The sequence below is a fragment of the Halomonas maura genome (assembly GCF_030409305.1).
GTDB lineage: Bacteria > Pseudomonadota > Gammaproteobacteria > Pseudomonadales > Halomonadaceae > Halomonas > Halomonas maura.
In genome coordinates, this window is sequence record NZ_JAUFPQ010000018.1 from 230,633 (window position 1) to 248,173 (window position 17,541).

19 protein-coding genes and 1 pseudogene are annotated in these 17,541 nt (G+C 68.8%); 5 read left to right on the plus strand and 15 right to left on the minus strand.

Annotated features, from left to right (window positions below):
• Positions 1 to 3: 3 nt before the first annotated feature.
• The 12 genes from QWY76_RS13155 to QWY76_RS13210 form a co-directional block, all read right to left on the minus strand.
• Entirely contained in the window at positions 4 to 1,305 is a 1,302-nt protein-coding gene (locus QWY76_RS13155; RefSeq protein ID WP_435388983.1) for a glycerophosphodiester phosphodiesterase family protein, read from the minus strand.
• 148 nt (positions 1,306 to 1,453) lie between these two features.
• A complete protein-coding gene (locus tag QWY76_RS13160; protein ID WP_290311723.1) occupies positions 1,454 to 1,735 on the minus strand; it encodes a DUF503 domain-containing protein in 282 nt (93 codons plus the stop codon).
• Between the two features lie 100 nt (positions 1,736 to 1,835).
• Complete coding sequence (locus QWY76_RS13165; protein ID WP_290311724.1) at positions 1,836 to 2,672, minus strand: class I SAM-dependent methyltransferase; 837 nt, start codon at positions 2,670 to 2,672, stop codon at positions 1,836 to 1,838.
• Positions 2,673 to 2,792: 120 nt separating this feature from the next.
• On the minus strand, positions 2,793 to 3,218 hold the full coding sequence (locus tag QWY76_RS13170) for a DUF2784 domain-containing protein (RefSeq protein WP_290311725.1): 426 nt from the start codon (positions 3,216 to 3,218) through the stop codon (positions 2,793 to 2,795).
• A gap of 254 nt (positions 3,219 to 3,472) precedes the next feature.
• Positions 3,473 to 4,738, minus strand: coding sequence for a cystathionine gamma-synthase family protein (locus QWY76_RS13175; RefSeq protein ID WP_290311726.1), 1,266 nt, complete (start codon positions 4,736 to 4,738; stop codon positions 3,473 to 3,475).
• Positions 4,739 to 4,874: 136 nt separating this feature from the next.
• Complete coding sequence (locus QWY76_RS13180) at positions 4,875 to 5,837, minus strand: XdhC family protein (protein ID WP_290311727.1); 963 nt, start codon at positions 5,835 to 5,837, stop codon at positions 4,875 to 4,877.
• Positions 5,838 to 5,839: 2 nt separating this feature from the next.
• Positions 5,840 to 8,098, minus strand: a complete 2,259-nt coding sequence (locus QWY76_RS13185; protein WP_290311728.1) for a xanthine dehydrogenase family protein molybdopterin-binding subunit — start codon at positions 8,096 to 8,098, stop codon at positions 5,840 to 5,842.
• The gene (locus QWY76_RS13190) at positions 8,098 to 8,568 is read right to left on the minus strand and encodes a (2Fe-2S)-binding protein (RefSeq protein ID WP_290311729.1); all 471 of its coding nucleotides are present in this window, start codon (positions 8,566 to 8,568) and stop codon (positions 8,098 to 8,100) included. Before QWY76_RS13190 ends, QWY76_RS13185 begins: the two co-directional genes overlap by 1 nt.
• The gene (locus QWY76_RS13195) at positions 8,565 to 9,293 is read right to left on the minus strand and encodes a nucleotidyltransferase family protein (protein WP_290311730.1); all 729 of its coding nucleotides are present in this window, start codon (positions 9,291 to 9,293) and stop codon (positions 8,565 to 8,567) included. The genes QWY76_RS13190 and QWY76_RS13195 overlap by 4 nt, the downstream gene beginning before the upstream one ends.
• Positions 9,290 to 10,288, minus strand: coding sequence for an NADP-dependent oxidoreductase (locus tag QWY76_RS13200; RefSeq protein ID WP_290311731.1), 999 nt, complete (start codon positions 10,286 to 10,288; stop codon positions 9,290 to 9,292). Before QWY76_RS13200 ends, QWY76_RS13195 begins: the two co-directional genes overlap by 4 nt.
• Positions 10,289 to 10,420: 132 nt before the next feature.
• Positions 10,421 to 11,473: an NAD(P)-dependent alcohol dehydrogenase gene (locus tag QWY76_RS13205; RefSeq protein WP_290311732.1), complete on the minus strand. Its 1,053-nt coding sequence runs from the start codon at positions 11,471 to 11,473 to the stop codon at positions 10,421 to 10,423.
• 225 nt (positions 11,474 to 11,698) lie between these two features.
• On the minus strand, positions 11,699 to 11,980 hold the full coding sequence (locus QWY76_RS13210) for a hypothetical protein (RefSeq protein ID WP_290311734.1): 282 nt from the start codon (positions 11,978 to 11,980) through the stop codon (positions 11,699 to 11,701).
• 237 nt (positions 11,981 to 12,217) lie between these two features.
• Between QWY76_RS13210 and QWY76_RS13215 the strand changes: the two genes are divergently transcribed.
• Positions 12,218 to 13,117 (plus strand): AraC family transcriptional regulator, encoded by a 900-nt coding sequence (locus QWY76_RS13215; RefSeq protein ID WP_290311736.1) that lies wholly within the window; start codon positions 12,218 to 12,220, stop codon positions 13,115 to 13,117.
• Between the two features lie 79 nt (positions 13,118 to 13,196).
• Here QWY76_RS13215 and QWY76_RS13220 read toward each other — a convergent pair whose 3' ends face one another.
• Both QWY76_RS13220 and QWY76_RS13225 read right to left on the minus strand, forming a co-directional pair.
• Positions 13,197 to 13,478 (minus strand): hypothetical protein, encoded by a 282-nt coding sequence (locus QWY76_RS13220; protein WP_290311737.1) that lies wholly within the window; start codon positions 13,476 to 13,478, stop codon positions 13,197 to 13,199.
• A gap of 140 nt (positions 13,479 to 13,618) precedes the next feature.
• Complete coding sequence (locus QWY76_RS13225) at positions 13,619 to 13,936, minus strand: nickel-binding protein (protein WP_290311738.1); 318 nt, start codon at positions 13,934 to 13,936, stop codon at positions 13,619 to 13,621.
• Positions 13,937 to 14,242: 306 nt separating this feature from the next.
• On the opposite strand from QWY76_RS13225, the pseudogene QWY76_RS20165 reads away from it, so the two are divergent.
• A pseudogene (locus QWY76_RS20165) lies at positions 14,243 to 14,356 on the plus strand (winged helix-turn-helix domain-containing protein); the annotation flags it as partial.
• Positions 14,357 to 14,572: 216 nt separating this feature from the next.
• Here QWY76_RS20165 and QWY76_RS20170 read toward each other — a convergent pair.
• On the minus strand, positions 14,573 to 15,514 hold the full coding sequence (locus QWY76_RS20170) for a hypothetical protein (protein ID WP_290311740.1): 942 nt from the start codon (positions 15,512 to 15,514) through the stop codon (positions 14,573 to 14,575).
• On the opposite strand from QWY76_RS20170, the gene QWY76_RS13240 reads away from it, so the two are divergent.
• The 3 genes from QWY76_RS13240 (at position 15,513) to QWY76_RS13250 (ending at position 17,491) form a co-directional block, all read left to right on the plus strand.
• Positions 15,513 to 15,893: a hypothetical protein gene (locus QWY76_RS13240; protein ID WP_290311741.1), complete on the plus strand. Its 381-nt coding sequence runs from the start codon at positions 15,513 to 15,515 to the stop codon at positions 15,891 to 15,893. The two genes, QWY76_RS20170 and QWY76_RS13240, sit on opposite strands and share 2 nt — an antisense overlap.
• Positions 15,894 to 15,947: 54 nt before the next feature.
• On the plus strand, positions 15,948 to 16,268 hold the full coding sequence (locus tag QWY76_RS13245) for a TfoX/Sxy family protein (RefSeq protein WP_290311742.1): 321 nt from the start codon (positions 15,948 to 15,950) through the stop codon (positions 16,266 to 16,268).
• Positions 16,269 to 16,549: 281 nt separating this feature from the next.
• Positions 16,550 to 17,491: a homocysteine S-methyltransferase family protein gene (locus QWY76_RS13250; RefSeq protein WP_290311743.1), complete on the plus strand. Its 942-nt coding sequence runs from the start codon at positions 16,550 to 16,552 to the stop codon at positions 17,489 to 17,491.
• The last annotated feature ends 50 nt before the right edge of the window (positions 17,492 to 17,541 follow it).

Genomic DNA, 17,541 nt, shown 5'->3' on the forward strand with positions numbered 1-17,541 from the left:
GGCTCAGGCCTCGGGGGCCATGCAGTTGTCGTAGAAGGTGACGGTGGCGGGCCAGTCGGAGAACAGGGCACGGACTCCCACGTCCCGGGCCAGCACGTCCAGGGTCAGCAGCTTGTCGCCGTTGCCGTCGATGACCGCATCGGTGGTCTGGTGGTACCACTCGCCGTCCCGGCTCAGCGGGCCGGAGCGCTCGAAGCTCCAGGCGATCAGGTCCAGCCCGGCATCGCTGGCGCGCTCGGCGTAGACCGAGGGCACGATGCGGCTCTCGCCGTCGTCGGCCCCGGGGTTGGCCGCCAGCAGCATCCACATGGGCGGCGCCAGGATCTTCACGCCCTGCTCGGCGAGTTCTTCCATGCTCGGCGTCCAGCTGGCCGGGTCGCGGTGATCGAAGTCCTCGAGGTCGTAGCGGTCGTCCAGGTAGACGGCCTGGTCGCCGAAGGTCGGCTCATGTTCGATCCAGTAGCGCACGTCCTCCAGGTTGAACGACTGCGGGAAGACCTCGCTTGCCGGCACGCCGGCGTCTTCATACTCGTCGATCATCTTCTGGGCGTAGTCGGCCTGGCTCATGCCCTCGAAGGGCATGGCGACGCTCGGGGCCTTGAGCTCCGGCGCCATCCGCACGCCCAGCGCCGTGAACAGCTCGATGCTCTCGGCGTGGGTCATCAGGGTGCCGCGATCGGCGTAGAGGTCGGTGCGCCAGCCGGGCGTGCCGTCGAGGTAGGCCGCGACACTGCGCGCCTCGGTGTCGGCGCCATCCATCTTGCCCTGCAGGGTCTTGAACTCGGCCAGGCTGATGTCGCTGGTGCAGCACTGGACCTCGGCCGCGTTGGTCAGCTCGCCGCTGTCCGGGTCGAAGGCCGGCGGCACGCTGCACTTCCGGGCCAGGTCGGTCTCGAGGATGTTGGTGGTGGCATGGAGGTCGCACTGGGAGTGCCGACAGACGAGTTCCTGGTCGGCGGTGAAGGTCACGTCGCACTCGATGGCTCCGGCCCCCATCTGGGCCGCGGTGAGGTAGGACTCGCGGGTGTGCTCGGGAAACTGCAGGGGGGCCCCGCGATGGCCGATGGTGAAGTCGCTGCGGCGCCAGGGCCGGTCGCCGGCGGCGCAGCGCAGCAGGTCCGCCTTGAGCTCACGTTCCCGCGGGCTGTCCTCGTCCATGGCCTGCACCAGGGCCAGGGGGCGGGGGCCGAGGGTGACGCGGCCGGCCGCGGCCGCGACGGCATCGTTCGGCGCCGCCGACACTGGGGCCGAGGCCAGCAGCCACGGCAGCCAGCAGAGAGTGAGCGTCAGGGTCATCCGTTTCATCGTGGGCCTCGCTATCCTTGGTGGTGGTTCCCGGGTGGGGCGACCCCAGCCTGCCGCCGGACTGTTACAGGGGCGTGTGTGCCCGGCGACGGGCGGGCATCGGCCTCCTGCTAGTATGGGCGAAATCCATTGGCTGCCACCTGCGTGGTCAGAGCATCTCCCGGCTGGCGTCCATCACTCGGCCATCGACCGTGCGCTGCACCCTGTCCTCGATCTCGCTGCATAGCGACTCGACCTCCGGCACCGTCTGCCCGACCACCGCGAAGGTCCATTCGCTGGTCTCCAGGCGTTCACGCTCGGCGCTTTCGCAGACCGCCACCGCCGGGTTGCGGCCGTAGCGCTGGTGCATGCCGCGCATGCGCTGACGCTTCTCCTTGAGGGAGGCGCAGCCAGGAAGGGAGATCCGCAGGGTAAGAATGCCGAGATTCATGGCCACTCCTGGTTGCTGGGGGTGCAGGATCTTGGCGTGTCTGGATCCGCATCCTGCCGCCCCTGCCGAGCGCAAGACGGCCCGGGGTGTCGCGTGCCACTCAGTCACGCTTCGTGCCGATGCCGATATTGACCCGGCTGGTCAGCACCGCGGAGGCGTTATCTCCGGCGCGCTGCCGAAGCCTGGCCGCTAGCTCCTCGAGGACCCGAGCCTGCTGCTGCTGCGAGAGGTCGGCGACCAGCTGGCCGGGGATGGGGTTGCTGTACATCAGCCAGTCCCACAATGCCTGGCCCGATCTGAAGCGCAGGGATTCGGTGACCCGCTCCACCCGGACGTCCCGCAGGCCGGTGGTGATCAGCCGATGACGCAGCTTGTTGGGCCTGCCGAGCTGGAACGGCAGGGGGGGCGACTCGGGGCAGAGATCAGGGAACTCGGGTACCGCGGCCTGGATGGCGTCCATCAGGAAGCACATGAAATCGACCTCCTCGGGAAGGCCGAGGGCGATCACCATGACCGTGCCGCCCGGCCGGGTGACCCGGACCATCTCGGCCAGGCCGGCCATGAAGTCGGGGAAGAGCATGACGCCATACTGCGATGCCGTCATGTCGAAGGTGTCGTCGTCCAGCTGCAGGGCGTCGCCGCGCATGGCCCGGGCCTCGAGGTTGTCGATCCCCGCCTGCCGGGCCCTGGCCTCGAGCCGTTCGATCATGGCGGGGGAGAGGTCGATGGCGGTGACCCGCGCCCCCAGGCGAGCCGCCGGCAGGCTCAAGGCACCACTGCCGCAGGCCACGTCGAGAAACGACATGCCGGGGACGAGGCCCGCCCGGCGCAGGGCCTCGTTGCCCAGCCACAGGTGCGTGGGGGTGACGAGCCGATCATAGCCCGCCGCGAGGCTGCTCCAGACATCGCGTATCGGGTCGAAGTCGAGAATGGGCATGACTTTCCCCCTGAGCGGCGGCCGAGGTGACACCCACATCCAACTGCGCTGCGGCTTGTCTCCTGTAAGTGTAGAGGGCTCACCATGCGGCCTAACCCTCTCGCGAGCCCGCGGGGTGACTCAGCGGGGGTCAGGGCGTCCCTTGCGGCCCAGGGGACGCGGGCGAACCCAGAGCCAGCTGAGGCCGACGAGGCCGCCGAACAGCGTGTAGACGGCGATGAACACCCAGGCGGGCGCCTGATAGAACAGCAGCCGGTGCAGCCAGTGGGCAATGAAGGAGCCCGAATACACGACGTCCCCCGCCCTTTCCCGCAGCGCCATCTCCCACACGGTGAGCGGGCAGAGGGTGCCCAGCCAGGCCTCCAGCACCACGAAACCGATCGCCCCCAGGTGCGCGAGGCGGAACCACGGGTTGCGCACCCAGCGCCAGCCGAGAGGCTTGCCGACCAGCGTCAGTGCGAGTCCCAGGATCACGAACAGCACGAAGGCCGCGTGGACCACCAGGATGGCATCCGCCGCCAGGGAGTAGAGCAGGCGAGGATCCATAAGGCCTCCTCGAGGAACGGTGATGCGACCGCCATCTCCGGCCCGCAGGGCTATATCAGGATTGGACATCGAAGGCCGCAGGGAAGCTCACCCTCGCCTCGAGCTTGCGCCATCGGGCCAGCGCCGCCGCCAGCGGCCCCATGCCGTACCCGCCGGGTCTGCCATCCGAGAGGGACACGGCGGAGAAGGCCACATGCCCGAGTAGGGCACCGGCCTCATCGGCGACCAGCGCTATCGGCAGCGCTCGATATCGGCTACCCCAGCGCCCGCTCGAAGTCCTCCAGCAGATCATCCCGATCCTCGATGCCCACGGAGAGGCGAATGGTGCCGTCGGAGATGCCCATCGACGCCCGCCGTTCCGGCCCCATCTCGAAGAAGATGGTGTGCGCCACCGGAATGGCCAGGGTGCGATTGTCGCCGAGGTGGCTGGAGAGCACCACGCCTCGCAGCTTGTTCAACACGTCAAAGCAGGCATCGTTGTCGACCAGATCGATGCTCATCAAGGCCCCGAAGCCGTTGAACAGTTCCTGTGCGCGCTGATGTTGCGGATGTGCCGTGAGGCCCGGGTAGTAGACCTGCTTGATCGCCTCGTGCCGGGAGAAATACTCTGCCAGCGCCTGTGCATTGCTGCAGGCCTTTTCCATGCGCAGGGCCAGGGTTTCCGAGCCGATGGCGATGCGGTGGGCCGAGTCCGGTGCCAGGGTCGCGCCCATATCACGCAACCCCTTCTTGCGAATCTGTTGCAGGCCCCATTTCTGTGGATCGCCTGTCCGATAGGCGGGGTTGATATTGGGGTAGCGACGCCAGTCGAATTCGCCAAGATCCGTGACCGCGCCGCCCAGGACTTCACCGTGGCCGGCGATGCACTTGCTCAACGAGTTGATGCTCAAGCCGGCGCCGACCGCCTTCGGCAAGAACAGTGCCGGTGAGGTCATGGTGTTATCGACCACGTAGACCAGGTGCTGCCGGCGGCAGAATTCGCCGATCGCCTTCAGGTCCGCCACCTGAGTGCAGGGGTTGGCGATGGTTTCGACGAAGACCATGCGGGTATTGGGTCGCACCGCGGCTTCCACATTGGCGACATCGGTGGCGTCGACGAAGGTGACCTCGATGCCGAAGTGGGTCAGCGTCTGAAACAGGCTGTTGGTGTTACCGAACAGAAACTGGCTGGAGACCAGATGATCCCCGGCTTTGAGCAGCGTCAAGCAGGTGGCGGTAATCGCCGCCATGCCGGTGGCAAAACAGATGGTATCGCTACCCGCTTCCAGCGCACTGATCTTGGTTTGCAGCGCAGTGGTGGTCGGATTGTTCTGCCGACCGTAGGAATAGCCGGGCTGCTTGTTCTGGAACACCGCGGCGAGCTCTTCCGCGGTGTTGTAACCGTAGAGAACGACGTGATGCACCGGCTTGTGCACGGAGCCGTGCTCGATCGGCGATGCTCGATCGCCGTGGACAATCTTTGTGGTAAAACCCTTGTTTTTCATTGCGATGCCTACCTGATCCACAAACGTCAAACGCAACAGCAAATTTCCCCAGACGTGATACTGCTCGACCAGGTCTCGAATCAGCGCAAAGGCGCTCGGGGCGGATGATCCGGTTCATGAGGTCATCAGGCTCCTCCGGCGCAACACGACGAGGTGCGTTACCCTGACGAGCTTACCGCCCGCGCATCACCCGCACCACATCGGCCATGGTCGCCAGGGCGATCTCGGCCGGCGTCTTGCTGCCCAGGTCCAGGCCGATCGGCATGCGGATGCGGGCGAGGGCCTCGTCGTCCAGGCCGCCGCTGCGCCGCAGCCGCTCGGCGCGGTTCGCCGAGGTGCGCTGCGAGCCCATGACGCCCACATAGAAGGCCGAGCCGCGGACGGCCTCGATCATGGTCAGGTCGTCCAGGCGAGGGTCATGGGTCAGGGCCACCACCGCGGTCATCGAGTGGGCGGGGTGACGCCTGAGGTACTCGCTGGGCAGCTCGCGCCGGCAGCGGGCGTCGCCGGGGATGAAGTCGGCCCAGGCCTCGGGACGGGGATCACAGACCACCACCTCGAAGCCCAGCGACTGCGCGAACTGTGCGCAGTACTGGCTGACCGGCGAGATCCCGGCGATCACCAGCCGCGCTGCCGGGCCGACGCGAATCCTCGCCTCCCGGGCGAAGAGCTCCACGCGCGGGCCCGGAGCAGTGGCCGTCGTCCACTGGCTGACACCGGTGTCCAGCGTCACATGGCGCTCCTGCAGGGGGCCGCCCCGCAGGGCCTCGGCGTAGACCTCCAGCTCGCGGAACGCCCGCCGGTCGGCGGGCCAGTGTTCCACCAGCACCTCGAGACGCCCACCGCAGGGCAGGCCCACTCGGCTGGCGTCGATCGCATCGCTGCCAGCCCCGTAGGCGATGACCTGAACCGGGGCCCGGAAGGCCCCGGTGGTCAGGCGCGCCAGGAAGTCCTCCTCCACGCAGCCGCCCGACAGGGAGCCGACATGTCGGCCATCGGCCCGGGCGACCAGCAGCGCGCCCGGCGCGCGGGGCGCGGAGCCGAAGGTCGACAGCACCGTGCACCACCAGAGCTCGTGTCCCTCGGCCAGCCAGCGTCGCGCGGCCTCGACCACCTCCAGATCCAGGGCCTGCATGGTCAGGCCTCGAGCTGATCGGCGATCGGCAGGCGGCGGAGGCGCCGGCCGGTGGCGGCGTGGATGGCGTTGGTCACCGCCGGGGCGAGCGGCGGCACCCCCGGCTCGCCGACGCCGGTCGGCGCCTCGCCGGATGCCACGATATGCACCTCGATCTCGGGCATCTCGTTGTGGCGCAGCACCTGGAAGTCGTTGAAGTTGGACTGTACCACCTGGCCCCCATCGAGGGTGATCTCGCTGTGCAGGGTGGCCGCCAGGGCGAAGCCGATGCCGCCTTCCATCTGGGCGCGGATCACGTCCGGGTTGACGGCCATCCCGCAGTCGACCGCACACACCACCCGGTCGACCCTGAGGGTGTTCTCCGCATCGACCGAGACCTCGGCGACCTGGGCCACATAACTGCCGAACGACTGGTGGACGGCGATGCCGCGGCCGCGCTTCACGTCCTCGGCGCCCGGTTCGAGCGGTGACGTCCAGCCGGCCTTGTCGGCGGCCAGGTCCAGCACGCCGCGCCAGCGGGGATGATCCGCCAGCAGCTCGCGGCGATAGCGGTAGGGGTCCTGGCCCGCGGCCACCGCGGCCTCGTCGATCAGCCCCTCGGTGGAGAAGGCGGTGTGGCTATGGCCCACCGAGCGCCACCACTGCACCGGGACGCCGATATCGCTCGGCGAGTGCAGCTCGACGTGGAGCGCCGGCACGGTGTAGGGCAGGTCGGAGGCGCCCTCCACGGAGGTGGGGTCGATGCCGCCCTTGACCATCATCGACTCCATCGAGGTGCCGGTGAGGATCGACTGGCCGACGATGCGCTGGTGCCAGGCTACGGGCTTGCCGTTGTCGTCCAGGCCCAGGCGGGCGCGGTGGACATTGAGGGGGCGGTAGTGGCCGCCGCGGGTGTCGTCCTCGCGGGTCCAGACCATCTTGATCGGTGCCTTGCGGTCCTGGTCGCGGGCGGCCCTGGCGATCGCCACCGCCTCCAGCACATAGTCGCTGACCGGGTTGGCGCGACGGCCGAAGCTGCCCCCGGCATAGAGCTGGTGGATGGTCACCCGCTCCGGCGACAGGCCGAGCAGCTGCGCCACTGCCTGCTGGTCGAGGGTCTGCCACTGCTCGCCGTTGTGGATGGTGCAGTGATCGTCCTGCAGGTCCACCACACAGTCGAGCGGCTCCATGGCTGCGTGGGCCAGGTAGGGCACCACATAGTCGGCCTCGATGACCCGGGCCGCCTCGTTCAGCGCGGTGTCGGCGTCGCCGCGCCGGGTGACCGGCTTGCCGGGTTCCCCGGCCCGCTCGCGGTAGGCGGCCTCGATCTCCTCGCTGCCCAGGGTGAAGGCCCGTCCGTCGTCCCATTCGAGCGTCAGGGCGTCTCGGCCCCGAATGGCGGCCCAGGTGTTGCTGGCCAGCACCGCGACCAGGTCGCCGTCGCGGGTCGGGGAGGGGAAGCGCACGCTGGCCACCACGCCCGGCACCTTCAGTGCCTCGCCGTCGTCGACGCTGGCCAGCCGGCTGCCGAAGCGCGGCGGATGCGCCGGCACGGCGACCAGCATGCCGTCCAGCTGCACGTCCTGGGTGAAGCGGGCGCTGCCGTCGGTCTTGGCGGGGCTGTCCTGGCGCATCAGGCGCTGCTTGCCGATCAGCGTGAACCGCTCGGGGGATTTCAGCGTGACCTCCTCGGGCACCGCCTGGCCGGCGGCGGCCTCGGCCAGCTCGCCGAAACCGAGCTCGCGACCGGAGGCCTCGTGGAGCACCTTGCCCTGGCGCACGCTCAGGCTGGCAGGGGCGACCTCGAGCCGCTCGGCGGCGGCCGCCACCAGCATGGCCCGCGCGGTGGCACCGGCGCGGCGCATCTGCTCGAAGGCGTTGGCGATGGCGGTGCTGCCGCCGGTGCCCTGGATGCCGAACGCCAGGTTCTTGTAGCGCCTGGTGTCGGCCGGGGCGCCCTCGACGCGCACCGACTCCCAGTCGGCGTCAAGCTCCTCGGCGACCAGGGTCGCCAGTCCGGTGTAGCTGCCCTGACCCATCTCGATGTGCTTGGCGATCACCACCACCTCGCCGTCCGGCGACACGCGCACGAAGGCGTTGGGGGCGAATTCGCCGTTTTCGTCGGCGGCCCGGGCCCCACCGCCGCGGCCCAGCAGGGGCACCATGTAGAGGCCCAGGGCGAGCCCGGCGGTGCCCGTCATGAAGCCGCGCCGACTGATGTTCACCAGCCGGTCCGCTGCCGCGGGGGCCTTGTCATGCTGTCGATTCGCCAATACGTGCATCAGGACACCTCCTGGCCGAGCGATGCCGCCGCCGTGTGAATGGCGGCGCGTATCCGTACATAGGTGGCGCAGCGGCAGAGATTGCCGTTCATGGCGCCGTCGATCGCTGCATCATCGGGCGCCGGGTTGTCGCGCAGCAGCGCCGTGGCCGCCATGATCTGGCCCGACTGGCAGTAGCCGCACTGGACCACGTCGAGCTCGCGCCAGGCCTGCTGCACGCTGGCGCCGGTCGCGTCCTCGGCCATCGCCTCGATGGTGGCGACCCGGCGATCACCGACGGCGGAGAGGGGGATGATGCAGCTGCGGGTCGGCTGGCCGTCCAGGTGCACGGTGCAGGCGCCACAGAGCCCCTTGCCACAGCCGTACTTGGTGCCGGTGTGGCCGACGAGATCACGGATCGCCCACAGCAGGGGCATGTCGTCCGGAGCATCCAGCTCGTGGGTCTGCCCATTGATGGTCAGGGTGGTCACGGTCGTTCTCCTTGTGGTTCTCGGCGATCATTCGGGTCAGCGTCGTCGTCGCCGCCGGGGCGCGTGGCGGGCGCCATGCCCTGCTCCGGCGCCGGGGGGCCGGGGCGCTGCGACGGCAGGGCGGCCAGGTCTGCGGCCAGGTCGATATCGACATGGATGCCGGGGTCGTCCACCGCGAGTTCGAGGCATCGCGAGCGGTGGCGGGCAACGATGCCGCGGGCGCCCTCGTCGCCCGCCAGGGCGCTCAGCTCGGCCCAGAACTCGCGGCCGAACAGCACCGGATGGCCCGGTCGGCCGGCATGGCGGGGGCGGACGATGCGCGCCCCCGTGGCGCGGTCCCGCAGCTCCCCGAGCGTCTCGGGCGACAGGCAGGGCATATCGCCGAGCAGCACCGCCGCGGCCACGGTATCCGCCAGGGCCGGGTCGCCCGCCAGGCCGGCGAAGGCGTCGGCGAGGCTCGCCCCGAGCCCGTCGCGGGCATGGGGCGCCCGAATGACGGGCGTATCGGGCGTGAGCCCGAGTGCCTCGGGCTCGTCGTCGTCGCGGAGCACCACGCGCAGCCGGGGAAAGGCCGCCGCGGCGTTGGCCACCGCAGCGGCCAGCAGGGGCTGGCCATCTGGCAGTCGGGCCCGGCGCTTGTCGTCGGCGCCGAAGCGCCGGGATGCCCCGGCAGCCAGGATCACCGCCACCACGTCCCGGGGGGCGCCCCCGGCGGGGTCGCTCATAGCCGGACCAGCATCTTGCCGCGGTTGGCGCCCTCGAAGAGCTTGAGGAAGGCATCCGGGGTGTTCTCCAGGCCGTCCTCCACGGTTTCCTCGTAGTCGAGCCGGCCGCTTTCGACCTGCGGGCCGACCGCCTCGAGGAACTCGGGGTAGTGGGCCCAGTGGTCGAAGACGATGAAGCCTTCCATGCGGGCGCGGCGGATCAGGATCATCGCCAGGTTGCCGGGGCCGGCGCTGGGGGTGGCCTCGTTGTAGCGGGCGATCATGCCGCAGACGGCGATGCGCGCGCCGACCCTGAGGGTGTTCAGGGCCGCCTCCAGGCAGGTCCCTCCGACGTTCTCGTAGTAGACGTCGAATCCCTCGGGGCAGGCCGCTTGCAGCGCCTCGGTGAGCTGGGCGGCATCCTTGCCCTGGTAGCCGACCGCCTTGACCCCCCGGGACTCGAGCCAGTCCAGCTTGTCCCGGGAGCCGGCGATGCCGACCACGCTGGCGCCCCTGGCCTTGGCCAGCTGCACGGCCAGCGAGCCCACCGCGCCGGCGGCCCCGCTGACCAGCACGTTGTCGCCTTCCTGCATCTCGGCGATGCGGTTCAGCCCGGTCCAGGCGGTCATGCCCGGCATGCCCAGCACGCCCAGGTAGGCCTGCTCGGGCACCTTGAAGCCGGGCAGTGGCTCGAGTTCGGCGCCGGGCAGCTGGGCGACATCGCGCCAGCCGGCCATGTGGCGCACCCTGGTGCCCACCGGGAAGGCCGCATCGCGGGACTCGATCACCTCGCCGATGGCGGCGCCCTCCAGCGGCGCGTTCAGCGCGAAGGGCTCGATGTAGGTGGTCACGCCGCTCATGCGGCCGCGCATGTAGGGGTCCACCGAGAGCCAGGTATTGCGCACCCGCACCTCGCCGTCGGCCAGTGCCGGCAGCTCGCTCTCGTGGAGCTCGAACAGCGACCGTGCCGGGGTGCCCTGGGGGTGGTCGTTGATGGTGAAGTAGCGTGCTTGCATCGGTCTCGTCCTCTGAATGGATGCCGTGATGATCGGGAATACCTAGGGCATCGTCGTCATGTCACGCCAATCGGTGCTGGCTGGCGTGACCTCGATGAGGCCGGCCGCCCAGGGGCGGCCGGCGGTCGGGCCTCAGGCCTTGAGCGAGGCCATGTCGATGACGAAGCGGTAGCGCACGTCACCCTTCTGCATGCGTTCGAAGGCGGTATTGATGTCCTGGATGTCGATGGTCTCGATATCGCAGCGGATATCATGTTCGGCACAGAAGTCGAGCAGCTCCTGAGTCTCCTCGATGCCGCCGATCAGCGAACCGGCCAGCACGCGGCGCTTGAACACCAGGTTGAAGCCCTCGATGGCCGGTTCGATGGGGTCGAGCAGGCCCACCAGGATATGGGTGCCGTCGTACTTCAGGGCCGCCAGATAGGGGTTCAGGTCGTGCTGGACCGGCACGGTGTCGAGCATGAAATCAAAGGTCTCGGCCACCGCTTCCATCTGTGTGGCGTCGCTGGAGACCACCACGTGGTCGGCGCCGTGGCGGCGGGCTTCCTCGACCTTGGCCTCGGAGCGGGTGAAGACGGTCACCTCGGCGCCCAGTGACTTGGCCAGCTTGACGCCCATGTGGCCGAGGCCACCCATGCCGATCACCCCGACCTTGTGGCCGGCCTGGACGCCGTAGTGCCTGAGCGGCGAGTAGGTGGTGATGCCGGCGCACAGGATCGGTGCGGCGGAGGCGAGGTCGATGCCCTCGGGCATGCGCAGCACGAAATGCTCGCTGACCACGATCTGGTCCGAGTAGCCGCCCTGGGTGAAGCTGCCGTCCTGGCGGTCGTCGCTGCCGTAGGTCATGGTGAAGCCCTCGAGGCAGAACTGCTCGACGCCGTCCTGGCAGGGCTGGCAGTGGCGGCAGGAGTCGACCATGCAGCCGACGCCGACCAGGTCGCCGACCCGGAACTGGCTCACCTCGTCACCCACCGCGGTGACACGGCCGACGATCTCGTGGCCGGGCACAATGGGGAAGCGGGTCATGCCCCAGTCGTCGCGGGCGAAGTGCAGGTCGCTGTGGCAGACGCCGCAGTAGAGGATCTCGATGGCGACATCGTCCGGGCGTGGCTGGCGGCGCTCGAAGCTGAAGGGGGCCAGGGGCTGGTCGGCGGCGTGGGCCGCATAGGCGCGGGTCTGGCTCATGGAAGGTTCTCCTCTCGCTGTGAGGTGTCCAGATAGGGGACGCTGTCATTATGGGAAGGCGGGCGGCCGCCTGGGACCAACGTTCCTCCGGGTTTTTTGCACGTTTCTCCGAGAGGCGGCGTGCTCCTTCCCTCCCGGGGCGAAAAAATCGTCATGATCGGTGTGCGACGGGGGCGATGCCCCGCCGTGGCGGGGACATCGCGAGCATGGGGATGGTTCCGATGCTCAGCTGGTGGCATCCCGGGCCGGGGCGAGCCGATCGGCGGAGGCCGCGAAGCGAGTATCGATGGTGTTGGCCTTCAAGGCCGTGCGGGCCTGCTGCATGGCCGCGCTGTCGCCTCCGGACCCGACGGTTTCGGTCGCCTGACTAGCCGGCTCGACGTGCCGGCCCTGGGGCGCCAGTGGCGCCTGGTGGAGATGCAGGGCACGCTCGGCGGCGTTGTCGGCCTGGGCGGCCAGCGGCAGGGCGGCGATGAGCAGGGCGGAAAGGGTCAGTCGGGTCTTCATGATCGGCTTCCTGATGTCGTGGGGAATCACACGGCGCTCGAGGGTGAGGAGCTGTCCTCTGGAGCGCTGTGGCCTCGTGATGAGGTTGGCGACATTATGGCGGGGCAGGGTGCCGTCGGGGACCGTGGTTTGTCCGGCGATCTTGCTCATTCCTATGAATGTTGCCGTAAATCCGATAAAATTTCTGCTAAAACTATCACGATCGTTTGGCATCAGCCTCAGGAAAAGGAACCCGGGATGCACGTCTCACAAGCCCTCTCATGTCCACTGGTCGAGCTGTTGGCGCCGCTGATCGAGCGCGATGGCTTCATGCCGACGGCGTTGCCGGTGGTGTCGCTGGTGGCGTCGCACCGGCCCTGCGCGCGCACGCCGCTGATGTATGAACCGAGTCTGATCATCGTCGCCCAGGGCTACAAGATCGGCTATCTCGGCGACCGCGAGATCCATTACGGCCCCGGCCAGTACCTGGTGCAGACGCTGCCGTTGCCCTTCGAGTGCGAGACCCATGCCTCGGCCGAGGCGCCGGTGCTGGGTATGTCGATACGCCTGGACCCGGCGCTGCTCGGTGAGCTGGTGACGGCCATGGGCGAGCAGGACGGGGAAGCGGAAGCGAGTCCCGTGCCCATGGCCTCGGTGTCGATGACCGATGGCATGCACGGCGCCGTGGTGCGGTTGCTGCAGACGCTGCACGATCCCGCCGAGACCGCCGCCATGGGTGAGCTGCGGGTACGGGACGTGGTGTTCGAGGCGCTGAAGGGCCAGCAGGGGCCGGCGCTGCGCGCCCTGGTGCTGCACCAGGGGCACTACTCGCGAATCGTCCAGGTGCTGTCGTGGCTGCATGCCCATTACGCGGAGGAGGTCTCGGTGGAGGCGCTGGCCCGCCAGGCCAACATGAGCCCGTCGACCTTCCACCAGCACTTCAAGCAGGTCGCCCAGGCCTCGCCGCTGCAGTACCTCAAGCGGCTGCGCCTGATCAAGGCCCAGCAGCTGCTCGTCCAGGAGGAGAGCAACGTGAACCAGGCCGCCGAAGCGGTGGGCTATCGCAGTGTCTCGCAGTTCAGCCGCGACTATAAGCGCTGCTTCGGGGTGTCACCGCTGCAGCATCGCAAGGAGGAGCGCGCGCTGCAGGCGTCGTGAGGCCGGGGAGACCTCGGGTGGCGGGAAACGACGCTGCCTCGCCATGGCGGGGCAGCGAAGGCAAGGTGGCCTGATGGGCTCAGCTGGTGGCGTCCCGTGCCGGGGCAAGCCCGTCGGCGGTGGCCGCGAAGCGGGTCTCGATGGGGCGTGCCTTGAGGTTGGCGCGAGCCTGCTGCATCGCCGCGCTGTCGCCATCGAACTCGACGGTCTCGATCTTCTGGTGCACCGGCCGGGCGTTCTGGCTCAGTGGCGCCAACGGCGCCTGGTTGAGCTGCAGGGCGCGTTCGGCGGCGTTGTCGGCCTGGGCCGCCAGGGGCAGGGCGGCGATGAGCAGGGCGGAAAGGGTCAGCTTGGTGTTCATGGTCGGCTTCCTGATGTCGTGGATCTTTTGGCATGCGTGAGGGTATCGGCGACTGTCATCCTCCCGTCGGCGGCACGCGTGGTGCCCCGCGAGGAGAGGCGGCCGGGGTGAGCGTCCTGCCACCACGGCCGTCGCGGTGCCTAGGCGACGTGGCTGGCAGTGTCTTGTGCGTCCGCTACCGGGTCATCGCGCACCACCAACGTGGCGTCGATGCGGGTGATCTCGTCGGCCGACATCCCGACACGCCTGGCATGCTTGCGGATCGCGGCTTCGTCGACCGCCTGGTAGATGCAGGCGGTGCCCAGGCGGCCATCGTCCTCGGCCACCACGTAGGAACGGATCCAGCGCACCTGGTGGGGCATTTCCTCATTGCCGACACGCGTGGAGACACCGGCGGTCTTCTCGAGGGCAGCGGCATCGGCCCAGTTGCTGCGACGACGGATGAGATAGGTGTTCATGGGTTATACTCCTCATGTTGTGGTCGGGTGATCTCGTTCAGGTTGCTCAGCGCGCCCGGAATCGCCGGATGCCCCTCGCTGTTTGAACACCTTCATCGTGCGTCGCTGGTGCCCCCCGAGTCCTGTTCGTCAGCTGATCAATTCCTGATGCTTTCATGATCCTAGGATGGCCACCGAGATGGCGGGGTGCTGCCGGTGATCCGACGTTTTGCCGACTTCGAGCTGGATGACGCGCGTCGTGAGCTGCGCCTGAAGGGGCGCGAGATTCCCCTGCAGCCCCGGGTGTTCGATCTGCTCGACTACCTCGTGAGCCATGAAGGGCGGGTGGTCGGCAAGGACGAGTTGCTGGAAGCGCTCTGGCCCGATGTCGTCGTCACCGACGCCTCTCTGCAGCGCGCCGTCAGCCTGGCGCGCGTCGCCCTTGAGGAAGGGGGGCTCCGTGAGGCGATCCGCACCCATGCGCGGCGGGGATACCGCTTCTGCCTGCCCCAGCCGGCCGGAAGTGACGCGCCTGGGATGGACGCTCCTCCTGCTCCCTCCTGGGAGGACGCCGAACGCGCCTTCCGGCAACAGGCCTGGGCACAGGCGATGCAACACTACGCGCTCGCCGATGCGCAGCACCCCCTCGATGCCATGTCACTCGAGCGCTGGGCGATCAGCGCCCAGTGCACCGGTAACCTGCCGCAGGCGATCGTCCCGCTGGAACGCGCTGCCGTGGCCTACTCGGCCTCCGGCCATGCCGAGGCCGCCGCCCGGGCGACGATTGGCCTGGCACGCCTGAGGATCGAGTCGATGGAGCCGGCCGTTGCCCATGGCTGCCTGAAGCGTGCCGAACGGCTGCTGAGCGGGTTGCCCCGGTCCGCGCAGCATGGCTACCTGCGCTGCATGCAGGCGCGCTTTCACCTGTTCGAGGGGGACCTCGACAAGGCCCTCGAGAGGGCACGAGAGGCCCAGGCAATTGGCCGGGCGCTGCACGATACCGACATCGAGACCATGGCGCTGCTGTACGAGGGGATCGGCCTCCAGGCCCAGGGACAGACGCGCCTGGGAGCGGAACTGCAGGATGAGTCCGCCGCCGCCGTGGTCTCGGGGAATGTCTCGCCGCTGATCGGGGGCATCGTCTACTGTGGGCTGATCGCCGGATGCTGCAATCGCGGCGACTGGCGGCGGGCGGAACAATGGACCGAGAGCTTCACGCAATGGTGCCAGCGCTGCGGCATCGATACCTTCGCCGGTGCCTGCCTGCTGCATCGCGCGGAGGTCTTCGCCGCCTGTGGCGAACTGGATCGGGCGCGCCGCGCGATCCACGAAGCCGACGAGTTGCTGCGGATCAGTGCGCCCTGGGCGATGGGTGATGTCCAGCGGCTGCTGGGCGACCTGCACCTGATGCGGGGCGACTTCGACGCGGCGGAGAGGGCCTACCACGGTGCCTATACGGATGGCTGGGATCCCTATCCCGGCTACGCCATGCTGCAGCACTACCGGGGGCGGACCGAGGAGGCGATTCGAGGTCTGTTGCGCAGTGCCGAGAAGACGGGCTGGGCGGTCGCCGAGCGCCGGGCCTGCTATCTGGCCCATGCCAGCCCTGCTGGCGGGACTCTCGGGCAGGCTGCCCCAGGCCAGGGAGATCCTGGCGCAACTGGAGGCCCATCCCGAGCAGTGGGAGCTGGGCGCCGTGACCGGTCAGGTGATGTCCGCCCGCGCCGAGATCCTGCTGGACGAGGGGCAGGCCGAGGAGGCGCTTCGCCTGCTGCGCCAGGCGGTGCACTGTTTCCAGGAAATGCATGTCCCCCTCGAGGCTGCAACCGCCCGGCTGCGCCTGGCCGAGCTGTTGATCCTCGCGGGCGATACGGAAGGGGCCGGACTGGAGCTTGGCGGCGCGGAGAAGGTGTTTCGTCGCGCCCAGGCCTCCTGGATGCTGGAGCGTTGCAGTCGCCTGCGCGCCTCGGTCGGATGAGGCCCGGTTCCCGCATGCGCAGGCAGGTTCCCGGTGTCGTGACAAGGAGCGCCCATGAGCGAGTTCACGGATTACCTCTCGGATGTCTTCGCGCTGCTGGGGCCGATCAGCGTGCGGCGGATGTTCGGCGGCCATGGCGTCTACCATGACGGGGTGATGTTCGCCCTGGTGTCCGACGAGACGCTCTACCTCAAGGCGGATGCGCAGAACCTCGAGGACTTCCAGCGCGAGGGACTCGAGCCCTTCGCGTACCGTCGCCGGGGCAGGGTGGTGCAGCTCTCCTACCACCGGGCGCCGGAAGCGATCCTCGAGGATCCCGAGCCGGCCCGGGACTGGGCGCGCCGCGCGCTGGCGGCGGCGCGACGTGCCAAGTGAGTGGAGGCGGCCTGTTGAGCGCATCAGCGCTCCGATCAGGGCCACGCCGTCCAGCCGGGCGAGTGTCGCTTCGGCGACCCATCGGCAGGGTACGGCAGACGCCGATCACCGGTCCCGCCCTTGCGCCTCGCCCCTCCCGATTCCTCTCCATGCACCTCACATCGTGAGGCCCCACCTCACGTCTTACGGGATGCAAGACGGCTGAAGTGTCGGACGGACTCATCGTCGAGTACGCCTGGCGCCGCCAGCCGGCTTCACCACCCCAGCGAGAGGACGATGTCATGGCGAAATACCGACACCACCTGCCCCAGCTCGACGGCGGTCTGTTCCTGACCGATGCGGGCATCGAGACGACCCTCATCTTTCATCAGGGGCAGGATCTGCCGCATTTCGCGGCCTTTCATCTGCTCAAGGACGAGGCCGGCACCGAGGTACTGCGTGACTACTTCCGGCGACATGCGCAGATCGCCCGCGAGCATGGCACCGGCTTTCTCCTCGAGAGCGCCACCTGGCGGTCGAGCCCGGACTGGGGCGACTCGCTCGGCTATTCGGCCGAGCAACTCGATGCGGCGAATCGCGCGGCGATCGCCATGCTGGTCGAGCTTCGCGCCGAATTCGAAACCGCCGAGACACCCTGCGTGATCAGCGGTTGCATCGGGCCACGAGGCGACGGCTACGATCCTGGCCAGCTGATGACGGCCGAGGTGGCGCAGGACTATCACGCGCGTCAGGTGTGGGTCTTCGCCGAGGCGGGCGCCGACATGATCACCGCGATCACCGCGACCAACGTGCCCGAGGCGATTGGCATCGTGCGTGCCGCGCAGGCCGCAGGCATGCCCGTGGTCATCTCCTTCACGGTCGAGACCGACGGTCGGCTGCCCACCGGGCAGAGCCTGGCCGAGGCGATCGGGCGGGTCGACGAGGCGACCGGCAACGGCCCGGCCTACTACATGATCAACTGCGCGCATCCGAGCCATTTCGCGGGCGTGTTGGGTGACGAGGCCTGGATTCGGCGGCTGCGCGGGCTGCGCTGCAATGCCTCGAGGAAGAGCCATGCCGAACTCGACGAGGCCGAGGAGCTCGACAGCGGCGATCCGGTGGAACTGGGCGCCGATTACGGCCACCTCTTGCAGCGTTTCCCGCAGATCAACGTGCTCGGCGGCTGCTGTGGCACCGATCATCGCCATATCCAGCAGATCTGTGTCGCCTGCCAGGCGGCGTGAGGGAGCAGGGCGGCAGCCACGGCGCCGCCCTGATCGCGCCGCCGCTCGGC

Excerpts from the sequence above, each read along its gene's own strand:
- QWY76_RS13155 (WP_435388983.1), bottom strand. The coding sequence starts at position 1,305 with ATGAAACGGATGACCCTGACGCTCACTCTCTGCTGGCTGCCGTGGCTG.
- QWY76_RS13160 (WP_290311723.1), bottom strand. The coding sequence starts at position 1,735 with ATGAATCTCGGCATTCTTACCCTGCGGATCTCCCTTCCTGGCTGCGCC.
- QWY76_RS13165 (WP_290311724.1), bottom strand. The coding sequence starts at position 2,672 with ATGCCCATTCTCGACTTCGACCCGATACGCGATGTCTGGAGCAGCCTC.
- QWY76_RS13170 (WP_290311725.1), bottom strand. The coding sequence starts at position 3,218 with ATGGATCCTCGCCTGCTCTACTCCCTGGCGGCGGATGCCATCCTGGTG.
- QWY76_RS13180 (WP_290311727.1), bottom strand. The coding sequence starts at position 5,837 with ATGCAGGCCCTGGATCTGGAGGTGGTCGAGGCCGCGCGACGCTGGCTG.
- QWY76_RS13185 (WP_290311728.1), bottom strand. The coding sequence starts at position 8,098 with ATGCACGTATTGGCGAATCGACAGCATGACAAGGCCCCCGCGGCAGCG.
- QWY76_RS13195 (WP_290311730.1), bottom strand. The coding sequence starts at position 9,293 with ATGAGCGACCCCGCCGGGGGCGCCCCCCGGGACGTGGTGGCGGTGATC.
- QWY76_RS13200 (WP_290311731.1), bottom strand. The coding sequence starts at position 10,288 with ATGCAAGCACGCTACTTCACCATCAACGACCACCCCCAGGGCACCCCG.
- QWY76_RS13205 (WP_290311732.1), bottom strand. The coding sequence starts at position 11,473 with ATGAGCCAGACCCGCGCCTATGCGGCCCACGCCGCCGACCAGCCCCTG.
- QWY76_RS13210 (WP_290311734.1), bottom strand. The coding sequence starts at position 11,980 with ATGAAGACCCGACTGACCCTTTCCGCCCTGCTCATCGCCGCCCTGCCG.
- QWY76_RS13215 (WP_290311736.1), top strand. The coding sequence starts at position 12,218 with ATGCACGTCTCACAAGCCCTCTCATGTCCACTGGTCGAGCTGTTGGCG.
- QWY76_RS13220 (WP_290311737.1), bottom strand. The coding sequence starts at position 13,478 with ATGAACACCAAGCTGACCCTTTCCGCCCTGCTCATCGCCGCCCTGCCC.
- QWY76_RS13225 (WP_290311738.1), bottom strand. The coding sequence starts at position 13,936 with ATGAACACCTATCTCATCCGTCGTCGCAGCAACTGGGCCGATGCCGCT.
- QWY76_RS13240 (WP_290311741.1), top strand. The coding sequence starts at position 15,513 with ATGCCAGCCCTGCTGGCGGGACTCTCGGGCAGGCTGCCCCAGGCCAGG.
- QWY76_RS20170 (WP_290311740.1), bottom strand. The coding sequence starts at position 15,514 with ATGGGCCAGATAGCAGGCCCGGCGCTCGGCGACCGCCCAGCCCGTCTT.
- QWY76_RS13245 (WP_290311742.1), top strand. The coding sequence starts at position 15,948 with ATGAGCGAGTTCACGGATTACCTCTCGGATGTCTTCGCGCTGCTGGGG.
- QWY76_RS13250 (WP_290311743.1), top strand. The coding sequence starts at position 16,550 with ATGGCGAAATACCGACACCACCTGCCCCAGCTCGACGGCGGTCTGTTC.